Source organism: Paraburkholderia sp. J41, from assembly GCF_905220235.1.
Taxonomy (GTDB): domain Bacteria; phylum Pseudomonadota; class Gammaproteobacteria; order Burkholderiales; family Burkholderiaceae; genus Paraburkholderia.
Map to the genome: position 1 here is coordinate 279,549 of NZ_CAJMZE010000005.1, position 11,107 is coordinate 290,655.

Annotated in this window: 6 protein-coding genes; 3 read left to right on the top strand and 3 right to left on the bottom strand. The window is 68.9% G+C overall.

The window, feature by feature from the left end; genetic code table 11:
• Complete coding sequence (locus tag U5805_RS07725; RefSeq protein WP_322102858.1) at window positions 1-1,458, top strand: M20 family metallopeptidase; 1,458 nt, start codon at window positions 1-3, stop codon at window positions 1,456-1,458.
• An 86-nt stretch (window positions 1,459-1,544) separates the two neighbouring features.
• On the opposite strand, the gene U5805_RS07730 is transcribed toward U5805_RS07725, so the two are convergent.
• On the bottom strand, window positions 1,545-2,042 hold the full coding sequence (locus U5805_RS07730) for a Cd(II)/Pb(II)-responsive transcriptional regulator (protein WP_322102859.1): 498 nt from the start codon (window positions 2,040-2,042) through the stop codon (window positions 1,545-1,547).
• A gap of 47 nt (window positions 2,043-2,089) precedes the next feature.
• Window positions 2,090-2,413, bottom strand: a complete 324-nt coding sequence (locus U5805_RS07735) for a hypothetical protein (RefSeq protein ID WP_322102860.1) — start codon at window positions 2,411-2,413, stop codon at window positions 2,090-2,092.
• Between the two features lie 141 nt (window positions 2,414-2,554).
• Here U5805_RS07735 and U5805_RS07740 point away from each other — a divergent pair, with 141 nt between their 5' ends.
• Window positions 2,555-4,726: a heavy metal translocating P-type ATPase gene (locus U5805_RS07740; protein ID WP_322102861.1), complete on the top strand. Its 2,172-nt coding sequence runs from the start codon at window positions 2,555-2,557 to the stop codon at window positions 4,724-4,726.
• Between the two features lie 303 nt (window positions 4,727-5,029).
• Here U5805_RS07740 and U5805_RS07745 read toward each other — a convergent pair whose 3' ends face one another.
• Window positions 5,030-9,640, bottom strand: a complete 4,611-nt coding sequence (locus tag U5805_RS07745) for a DEAD/DEAH box helicase (protein ID WP_322102862.1) — start codon at window positions 9,638-9,640, stop codon at window positions 5,030-5,032.
• A gap of 305 nt (window positions 9,641-9,945) precedes the next feature.
• On the opposite strand from U5805_RS07745, the gene U5805_RS07750 reads away from it, so the two are divergent.
• Entirely contained in the window at window positions 9,946-10,998 is a 1,053-nt protein-coding gene (locus U5805_RS07750; protein ID WP_322102863.1) for an aldo/keto reductase, read from the top strand.
• The last annotated feature ends 109 nt before the right edge of the window (window positions 10,999-11,107 follow it).

Below are 11,107 nucleotides of genomic sequence, written 5' to 3' on the forward strand. Positions count from 1 at the left end.
ATGTCCGACACGTCCGAAGCCACGCGGCAACTCGATCACGACGCATTGCGCACCTTTGTCGAGCGCAAATGGCACGACGAGATCGTGCCCGCGCTCACCGACTACATCGCCGTGCCCGCCAAGAGCCCCGCGTTCGATCCGCAGTGGGCGAAGAACGGCTATCTCGAACGCGTCGTTCAGGACGCGGCGAAGTGGGCCGAGCAGCAGCCCGTGCGCGGTCTCAAGCTCGAAATCGTGCGTTTGCCCGATCGCACGCCCGTGATCTTCTTCGAAGCGCCGGCCACGCGCTCGGGCAGCACGGAAACCGTCGTGCTGTACGGCCATCTCGACAAGCAGCCGGAGTTCGCGGGTTGGCGCAACGATCTGGGCCCATGGACGCCCAAGCTCGAAGACGGCCGCCTGTACGGCCGAGGCGGTGCCGACGACGGCTACGCGATCTACGCGAGCGTCACGGCGCTCGCCGCGCTCGACGCACAGGGCATCGAGCGGCCCCGCTGCGTGGGCCTGATCGAAACCTGCGAGGAATCGGGCAGTTACGACTTGTTGCCGTATGTCGACGCGCTGCGCGAGCGGTTGGGCGACGTCGGCCTCGTCGTGTGTCTGGATTCGGGCGCGGGCAATTACGATCAGCTCTGGCTCACCACGTCGCTGCGCGGTCTCGTGGCAGGCGACCTCGAAGTCGAGGTGCTCGAAGAGGGGATTCACTCGGGCTCGTATGGCGGCATCGCGCCGTCGAGTTTTCGCGTCATGCGGCAACTGTTCGAGCGTCTCGAAGACGCCGCGAGCGGCACGCTGCTGCCCAAGGGCTTTCACTGCGCGATTCCGCAGCAGCGCCTGAGCGAAGCCGAAGCCACCGCGAAGATTCTCGGCGAAAGCGTGTGGAAGGGCTTGCCGTGGGCCTGCGGCCAGGACGGCCGCCGCGTGCTGCCCACCACCACCGACCCGCAACAGGCGTTGCTCGATTCCACCTGGCGGCCGTCGCTTGCGGTCACGGGCGCGGCCGGTTTGCCCGCCATCGCCGACGCGGGCAACGTGCTGCGCCCACGCACCGCGTTCAAGTTGTCGCTGCGGTTGCCGCCGCTGGTGGAGGCGTCGCAGGCGGTGGCCGAACTCAAGTCGCTGCTTGAATTCGATCCGCCCTACAACGCGAAGGTCACGTTCAAGCCCGATGCAGGCGCGGCCAACGGCTGGAGCGCGCCGGAGCTGGCGCCGTGGCTCGCCGCCGCGCTCAACGACGCGTCGCGCACGCACTTCGGCGCAGATTGCGCTTATCTGGGCCAGGGCGGCACGATTCCGCTCATGAACGTGTTGCAGGCGGGCTTTCCGAAGTCGCAGTTCATGGTGTGCGGCGTGCTTGGGCCGAAGTCCAACGCGCACGGCCCGAACGAGTTCCTGCACGTCCCGTACGCGAAAAAACTCACGGCGACGGTGGCCGAGGTGATTGCCGCCGCGCCTTGAGCTGGCGGCGACCGCCCGGAAGCGCGGTCGCTTCGAAGGCGCGGTTTGCGATGAAGAAGGTGCGGTCGTTTCGACGGCCGCGCGGATCACTCGCCGGCAGTGTGCCGATGCGGTGTCGCGGCCGTGTGCAGTGCTTCGTGAGCGGCTTGCGCGGGCGTGTCGGCGTGACAGGAGCAGCGTTCGTCGTCCACGGGCTGCACCAGGTTTTTCATGATGCCGCACTCGGCGCTGCTGCGGTGGTGCGTATGGCAACTGTCCCGCAGCGTGCGCAACTGCTGTTCGAGCACGCGCATCGACTCGATTTGCTGATGGATGCGGGCGATCTGGTTGTCGATCAGTTCGTTGATTTCGCCGCAGGGCTGGCTCGGGTCGGCCTGAAAGCGGCGCAGCATGCGGATGTCCGCCAGACCGATGCCGAGCGAGCGGCAGTGGCGGATAAAGTTGAGCTGGGCCTCGTGCGCGGGCGTATAGCGCCGATAACCGTTGATTTCGCGCGCGGGCTCGTCCAGCAAGCCTTCGCGTTCGTAGAAGCGCACCGTTTCTACGTCGCAGTGCGCGAGGCGGGCGAGTTCGCCGATTCGCATGGTGGCGGCTCCCAAATGATGTGACGCATGACTTGACCCTGTAGCGGCTACAGGCTGTTCAATGATTTTGTCACTTTTGGGAGAGTTTGACGATGAACCAGGCGTTCTTGTCGCGGATTGCCGCGGCACAGCGTGTTCGCGCGCGTGACGAGGGGCAGGGCGACGGTGCGAGCGCCGCGCCCGCCGTTGCCGATGCCGACGCTTGCCGATCGTGTTGCGGCGCGCGCGAACCCGCACGCATTCAGGCGCAGGAGGCGCTGGAGGCGCATGGCGATCGCGGGCGCGGTGAGCGCGGCGGGCACGGCGGCCACGATCGCGGCGAACACGATCACGGCGAACACGATCACGCCGGGCACGATCACGCCGGGCACGATCACGGCGCGCATGCCGGGCACGCCTGTCACGGTCAAGCCCAAAACAGCGACCGTGCGGGGCACGATGCCTCGGGTCACGATCACGCCGGCACCTGCTGCGGTTCGCCTTCGCCTTCACATGCCGATGCCGGAAAACCCGTGCCCCGCGCGTTCGCGCAAGCGCCCGAAGGCACGCGAGCGACGCGCTGGCGCATCGACAACATGGATTGCCCCACCGAAGAACGGCTGATCCGCAACAAGCTCGAGCCGATGGCGGGGGTCGCGCGGCTCGATTTCGATCTGCTCGGGCGCGAGTTGACGGTTCACCATCGGCTCGACGACACGCAGCCGTTCGTCGATGCGTTGAAGGCGCTGGGCATGACGCCGAGCGCGCTCGAAGGCACGGCCGCCGGTGCGGCGCGGGAGACGTCGCGCGGCTTGAAGTCGCGGCAGAAATGGCTGCTCGCCGCCAGCGGCATCGCGGCCGTGAGCGCCGAATTGCTGGCCTGGACCACGGGCCGGGAAACCGGCTTGCCCGTGCTGATCTGCGCGGCGGTTTCGCTGTTGTGCGCCGGGCTGCCCACGCTGCGCAAAGGCTGGATCGCGCTGCGCCACTTCACGATCAACATCTATTTCCTGATGTCGCTCGCGTTGATCGGCGCGGTTGCCATCGGCAAATGGCCCGAAGCGGCCATGGTCGTGTTCCTCTTCGCGCTTGCCGAGGAAATCGAGGCTCTGTCGCTCGAACGCGCGCGCCAGGCCATTCGTTCGCTGACGGCGCTCGCGCCCGACACCGCCGAAATCTGGCTCGACGCCGAAAATGCGTGGCGCGAGCGCGCCGTGGGCGAAGTCGCCATCGGCAGCCGGATTCGTGTGCGCACGGGCCAGCGCGTGCCGCTCGACGCGCGCGTGATCGCGGGTCGCGGCGCGCTCGATCAGGCGCCGATCACGGGCGAAAGCCTGCCCGTCGACAAGGAAGCGGGCGCGGCGCTGTACGCGGGCAGCATTGTCGTGGATGGCGTGGTCGAAGCCGTCGTCACGGCCGCCGCGCAGGACAGCACGCTCGCGCGCATCGCGGCGGCGGTTCAGGAGGCGCAGGCGCAGCGCGCGCCCACGCAGCGTTTCGTCGATCAATTCGCGCGCTATTACACGCCGGCCGTCGTCGCGCTCGCCGTGCTGATCGCGCTGGCGGCCCCGCTCGCGTTCGGCGGCGCGTGGAGCGCGTGGCTCTACAAGGCGCTCGTGCTGCTCGTGATCGCGTGTCCGTGCGCGCTCGTGGTGTCCACGCCGGTCACGGTCGTGAGCGGCCTCGCCGCCGCCGCGCGCCACGGCATGCTCGTGAAGGGCGGCGTCTGGCTTGAACGCGGGCGTCTGCTCAAGGCCGTCGCGCTCGACAAGACCGGCACGCTCACGCGCGGCGAACCGGCGCTGACGGACGTGCTGGCGCTTTCTTCGACGTTGACGGCGGACGAAGCGCTGCGCATTGCCGCAAGCCTCGACGACGCCAGCACGCATCCCGTTGCGCGCGCGATCGTCGCGGGTTGGCGCGCTCGCGCGCCGCAGGCGCGGCTTTCGTCGGTCGAGGCATTCGCGGTACTCAACGGGCGCGGCGTGCAAGGCAGGATCGACGGCGAATTCTGGCGGCTCGGCAATCATCGGCTGGTGGAGGAAATCGGGCTTTGCACGCCCGCGCTGGAGGCCCGGCTCGCGCAACTCGAACAGGCCGGCAAGACGGCGGTCGTGCTGTGCGCGTCGCATGCGGCGGTGGCCGTGTTCGCCGTCGCGGACGCGTTACGCGCCGAAAGCGTCGAGGCCGTGCGCGCGTTGCGCTCGCTCGGCGTCGCGCCGGTGATGCTGACGGGCGACAACGCGTCGACGGCACGTGCGATCGCGGTGCAGCTCGGCATCGACGACGCGCGCGGCAATCTGTTGCCGCAGGACAAGCAGGACGCGGTCGCCGAACTCTCCGCGCGTTACGGCATGGCGGCGATGGTCGGCGACGGCGTGAACGATGCGCCCGCGCTCGCGCGCGCCGACATCGGCTTCGCGATGGGCGCGGCGGGCACGGCCACGGCGCTCGAAACCGCCGACGTCGCGATCATGGACGACGATCCGCGCAAGATCGCCGCGTTCATCGGCCTTTCGCGCAAGACGGCGGCCGTGCTTAAGCAGAACATCGCGCTCGCGCTCGGCATCAAAGCTGTGTTTCTCGTGCTCGCGCTGGCGGGCGAGGCGACGCTCTGGATGGCCGTTTTCGCCGATGTGGGCGCGAGTCTGCTCGTCGTGGCGAACGGGCTGCGCGTGCGCCGGCATTTTGGCGCGCGCAAGTGATCGCTTGAGTTGCAACTAACTGCCGGGCGTGTGAGGCGCCGGGAGAGTTGGCGGGGGCGGAACCGAGGCGAAACGTGGCAAGGCGCGGCGCGCAGGGAAAATCGCCGGACGTTTGGCGGTTCGGCGGTTTGGGCGGTTTGGCGGATCGGCGGATCGGCTGATCGGCGGATTGGCGGTTTGGTGGATTGGCGAATCGGCGGATCGGCGGATCGGTGAATCGGTGAATCGGTGAATCGGTGAATCGGCGAATCGGCGAATCGGTGAATCGGCGAATCGGCGTCGGCATCGCGCGCAGCAAAACCGTCACCAAGGCTTCGCCAGCCGCGCCCGCAACGCCGCACGTCCGCTTTCGTCGATATCGCCGAAAAACGCAAACCGGCCCGCCACGAGCGTCGCCACGGGCACGCCGTCGCGAAACACGATGCGATTGCCCGCCACGGCCGGCACTTTCTCGCCGGGCAGCAGCGTGCCGACGAGGTTGAGCGGATCGGCGGCCGGAATGCAGATCAGCGCGTTACCGTCTCCACCCTCGTCGCCGGATGCCGATGCCGATGCCGGCGCAGGCGCGCTCACACGCCGCCGCCGCACTTCGCGCAGCAGCGCCACCGCTTCGGGCAGCGCGAATTGTTCGCCCGACAAACCCGTCACGAAACGCCCGCCGCGCACCTTGCCGCGCGCTTCCATGCGATGCAGCACGCGCAGCAGGTCGCGCCACGGCGGCAACCACGGCGCTTCGCGCGCCAGCAGATGCCAGCAGATCACGCCGTAGCGTCGCAACAGCACGCGCGCGACGTGTTCGAGCAGATCGGTGTCGGCGGGCGGGCGGCGCGCCGGCGTCGCCGTCGCCGCTTTGGCGCGCGCCCCTTGCGTATGCGCCGGCGGCGCGGTATCAGCGGCATCAGCGCCATTCCGGGCATCAGCGCCATTCGCGGCATCAGCGGCATCAGCGCCATTCGCGGCGGTATCGGTCGCGCGTTCGCCCGGCGGCGCGCGCCGCAACGTCGCCCAGCGCCCCGCGTCGGCCATTCCGCCCACCAGCGGCGCAAAGCCGCGCGGTTTGCGCCGTCCGTGATGCGAGCCGCGCTGTGCCGCCGGTTTCACGAGCGCGCGCAGGCCCGCGAAACTGTCCGCATTCACGAGTCCCGCCGAAACCAGTTCGCCCAGCGCGTTTTCGAGTTCGACGCCAAGTAGATGCGCATCGGCGGCGAGTTCGTCGAAGAACATCGCGCCGTGCCGCGTCAGCGCTTCGTACACGCGCCGCGCGCGCGCCGAAAGCTCGGCGGTGTCGGGCGTTTCGACGAGCGCCGTCCAGCGCGCGAGTTCGCGGCGCGAAAGCAGCACGACGGGCGTGCTGCGCACCGTAGAAGTGGCGGCTGCGCGCGCGGGCAAGCGCGCCCACGCAAGGTGCCCGGCGCGGCAGAGATCGTCGAGCAGCATCGGCGGCGAATCGCCAAAACGCGTGTCGAGGCGCGCGGGAAGGATTTCGTCTTCCCACGCGAGCGCCGAAGCTTCCCAGCCTTCCAGTTGATCGAGCACGGCGGCGAGCGCGTCGCGGCCCGACCCGCGCGTGCCCGGCGCGACGCGCTGCCATTCGAACAGGAAGCGCATGAAGTCGTGCCGCTCCACCGGCTCGATCTCGCGCCGCAGCTTGCGCACCGTGTAGCGATGAATGCGCGCGAGCAGATGCCGCTCGCACCATTGCTCGTCGCCGCCGTGCATGGCCTCGGGCGTGAAGCGGCCGCGCATCGCCGTGCCTTCGGCTTCGAGGCGCGTGAGCGCGAGCGCCGCCACGCGCGCTTCGAGCGCGAGCGGCCGAGCGATCTGCGCAAGCGTAAGCGGCCCGAAACCCGACAATCGCGCGCGCACGATGTCGACGATCGCCGCGTCCTCGTCCCACGCCTGCGCGTAATCGGGCGGCGGCGTGAGCGGCGGCTCGCACTGCGCTTGCGGATAGATCGCGCGCACGCACGCGAGGCGCTCGATGCTCACCCACAGAGAATCGTTTTCCGCGACGGCGATGCGTGCCGCGCGTCCCGATGCCGCGAGTTCCGCCAGCCACGCGGGCCATTGCGGCTCGCGCTGCGCTTCGCTTTGCGCCAACGCGCCGAGCGTGTTGAGCGCGTCGTGCATTTCGTCGACGTTGCGCGCTTGCGGCCAGGCTTCCTCGCGCACGTTCGCGATGGCTTCGGCGTCGAGCGCGCACAGATCGTCGGCGGATTCGGGATCGGTCCAGCGCCGCGACAGCACCGCTTGCGTGCGGCGTTCCTCGATCGGCGCATCGTCGAGATAGGCGTAGGGGCGCGCCGTGAGAATTTCGGCCGCGAGCGGCGAGGGCGCGGGCAGTTCGCGCTCCACGAGCGTCACCTCGCGCGCCTCGATCCGGCGCAGCAGCGCGAGCCATGCTTCGGTGTCCATCGCTTCGTGCAGGCAGTCGTCGAGCGTCTGGCCGACGAGCGGATGTTCGGGCACCTCGCGCTCGCCCGCGAGGTTTTCGACGCACGCCACCTGATCGGGAAACACGGCCGCGAGCAGATCCTCGCTGCGCATGCGCTGAATTTGCGGCGGCGTCTTGTGGCCGCCGGTCTGGCGCGGCAGCGCGAGCGCCGTGGTCGCGTTCCAGCGCCAGCGCACGCCGAAAAGCGGCGCGTCGAGCAGCGCCTGCACGAGCAGATGCTCGGCGGTGTTCGAATGCAGATAGCGCCACACCTCGTCGAGCGCGAAGCTGTGCGCGCCCGTCAGCGAAAGGATGATGGCGTCTTCGGTCGCGGCCGCCTGCAACTCGAAGTTGAACTGGCGGCAAAAACGCTTGCGCAGCGCGAGCCCCCACGCGCGATTCATGCGGCTGCCGAACGGCGTGTGAATCACGAGTTGCGTGCCGCCCGATTCGTCGAAGAAGCGCTCCATCACGAGCGTATCCTGGGTGGGCAGCACGGTGAGCGCGCCGCGGGCGCGCGCGAGATATTCGACGATCTGGCGCGCCGCGGCGTCGTCGAGATCGAGCGCGGCGGCGAATTTGGCGGCGGCGAAACCGACCGCGCCCGCGGCGTCGCCGCGCTCGTCGGCTTCGCTCAGGAACGCTTCCACTTGCTGGCGCAGCCGCGAAATCGCGAACGACAACTCGTCGCTGCGGCCCGGCGCCTCGCCGAGCCAGAACGGAATATTGGGCGGCTGGCCTTGCGCGTCCTCCACGCGCACGCGGCCCGCCTCGATCCGCAGAATGCGATACGACGCGTTGCCGAGCTGGAACACGTCGCCGGCCAGGCTTTCGACCGCGAAGTCCTCGTTCACCGTGCCGATCTTCACGCTTTGCGGTTCGAGCAGCACGGCGTAATCGGCGTTGTCGGGAATCGTGCCGCCCGAGGTGAGCGCCGCGAGCCGCGCGCCGCGCCGCGCGCGCAAGGTCCGGCTCACCACGTCGCGATGCAGATAGGCGGCGCGCGGGCCGTGGCGGCTCGCGAAGCCGTCGGCGAGCATGCGCAGCACGGCGTCGAATCGCGCGCGCTCGAACTGCGCCCAGGGCGTGGCGCGGCGCACGAGCGCGTAGAGGTCGTCGTCGCGCCATTGCGCGCAGGCCACTTCGGCGACGATCTGCTGCGCGAGCACGTCGAGCGGCGCGTGCGGCAGCGTGAGCCGGTCGAGTTCGCCGCGCCGCACGCAATCGAGCAGCGCCGCGCATTCGATCAGATCGTCGCGCGACGTGGCGAACAGGCGGCCCTTCGGCACGCCGCCGACCTGATGGCCCGAGCGCCCCACGCGTTGCAGGAACGCGGCGATCGAGCGCGGCGAGCCGATCTGGCAAACGAGATCGACGTCGCCGATGTCGATGCCGAGTTCGAGCGACGCCGTGGCCACGAGCACGCGCAAATCGCCGCTTTTGAGGCGCTGTTCGGCCAGAAAGCGATGTTCCCGCGCGAGGCTGCCGTGATGCGCGGCCACGGCTTGCGCGCCGAGCCGGTCGGTGAGATGGCGCGCCACGCGCTCGGCCATGCGCCGCGTGTTGACGAACACGAGCGTGGTGCGATGCAGGGCGACGAGTTCGGCGAGCCGGTCGTACACGCGCTCCCACACGTCGTTCGCCATGATCGCCTCGAGCGGCACGGGCGGCACCTCGATCGCCAGGTCGCGTGCGCGCGCATGACCGACATCGACGATCTCGCAGGCGGGCGGCGGCGCGGCGGCATCGAGCGCGGCATCGCCGAGGCCGACCAGAAAGCGCGCCACGGTTTCGATGGGTTTTTGCGTGGCCGAAAGGCCGATGCGCAGCAGCTTGCGGCCGCACAGCGCGTCGAGCCGTTCGAGGCTCAGCGCGAGATGCGCGCCGCGTTTGTTGCCCGCGAGCGCATGGATTTCGTCGACGATCACGCTGCGCGCGCTCGCCAGCATCTTGCGGCCCGACTCGGAACCGAGCAGCACGTAAAGCGATTCGGGCGTGGTGACGAGAACGTGCGGCGCGCGTTTGCGCTGCGCGGCGCGTTCGGGCTGCGGCGTGTCGCCGGTGCGCACGGCGGTGCGAATCTCCACGCGCGGCAGGCCCATTTGCGCGAGTTCTTCGCCGATGCCCGCGAGCGGGCGTTCGAGATTCAGGCGGATGTCGTTCGACAGCGCCTTGAGCGGCGAGACGTAGATGACGAGCGTGGCGTCGGGCAGCGCGCCGCCGTGGTCGAGACCTTCGCGCACCAGTTCGTCGAGCGCGGCGAGAAACGCCGTGAGCGTTTTGCCCGAACCCGTGGGCGCGGCCACGAGCGTCGCGCGGTGCGCGGCGATGAGCGGCCACGCGGCGCGCTGGGCGGCCGTGGGCGCTTCGAAGCTGCGGCGAAACCAGCCCGCGACAGCCGGATGAAAGCGCGCGAGCACGTCGCCGCGAGGATCGGCGCCGGCGTCGAGATCATGCGTAGCGGTGACGGACGTGCTCATGCGTGCCTGAAGCTTGAAAACGGTGAAGAAGGCGGGATGACCGGAAGTCTCGCAGCTTTCGTGCGCGCGTGTGCGGCGTGGCATTGCGAGTCGCGGCGCGTCGCGGCGAGTCGCGGCGCGTCGATGCGCGGCTTGCGGTTCGCCGAGGCGATGCAGCGCATATCCGGGCGCATCGGCACATTTTCAACCGGCTTACGCGGCGCGCGCGCTCCGGCAAGCCTCGCGCGATCGCAGTATCCTCGCCGCGTTGGACGTTTCCCCGTGGTTTCCCTGTGGTTTCCCCTCACTCACGACGGAGTTTCCCCATGCGTTACAACTCACTGGGCCGCACGGGCCTGTTCGTTTCGGAGCTTTGCCTCGGCACGATGACATTCGGCGGCGGCAGCGGCATCTGGAACCAGATCGGCGATCTTCAGCAAGCGGACGCCGAACGCCTGATCGGCCGCGCCATCGACGCCGGCATCAATTTCATCGACACGGCCGACGTTTATTCGCAAGGCGCCTCCGAGCAGATCACCGGCCAGGCGCTCAAGAATCTCAAGGTGCCGCGCGAACAGGTCGTGATCGCGACCAAGGTATTCGGCGAAATGGGCGGCGCGCCCAACGAGCGCGGCGCGTCGCGTTATCACATCATGGACGGCGTGAAGGCCAGCCTGAAGCGCCTGCAACTCGACCATATCGACCTCTACCAGATTCACGGTTTCGATCCCGCCACGCCGATCGAGGAAACCGTGCGCGCGCTCGACACGCTCGTGCAGCACGGCCACGTGCGCTACGTGGGCGTTTCGAACTGGGCCGCGTGGCAGATCGTGAAGGCGCTCGGCATTGCGCATCATCACGGGCTCGCGCGCTTCGAGTCGCTCCAGGCGTATTACACGATCGCCGGGCGCGACCTCGAACGCGAAATCGTGCCGATGCTGCACAGCGAAGGGCTTGGGCTGATGGTATGGAGCCCGCTTGCCGGCGGGCTGCTGAGCGGCAAGTACGGGCGCGATCAGCAAGGCGAGGCGGGCAGCCGCCGCACGACGTTCGACTTTCCGCCCGTGAATCGCGACCGCGCGTGGGATTGCGTGGACGCCATGCGGCCGATCGCGGAGAAAAAGGGCGTTTCGGTGGCGCAGATCGCGCTTGCCTGGCTGCTGCATCAGCGCGCGGTGACGTCGGTGATTATCGGCGCCAAGCGCGTGGACCAGCTCGAAGACAACGTGGCCGCGACGAAAGTGACGCTTTCCGCCGAAGAACTGGCCGTGCTCGACGACGTGAGCGGCTTGCCGGCCGAATATCCGGGCTGGATGCTGGCGCGGCAGGGCGAGTATCGGCGCGAGCAGATGAAGCAGTCGCGCGCGGGCGACGCTTGATCTTCGCGCGATGTCGGGGTCGATGCCGATGTCGCTGAACCGCAACTAACTGCCGAGACAGCGCGAGTTAGTCGAAAAAAACGCGGGCGGAAAAATTCTTTCCGCCCGC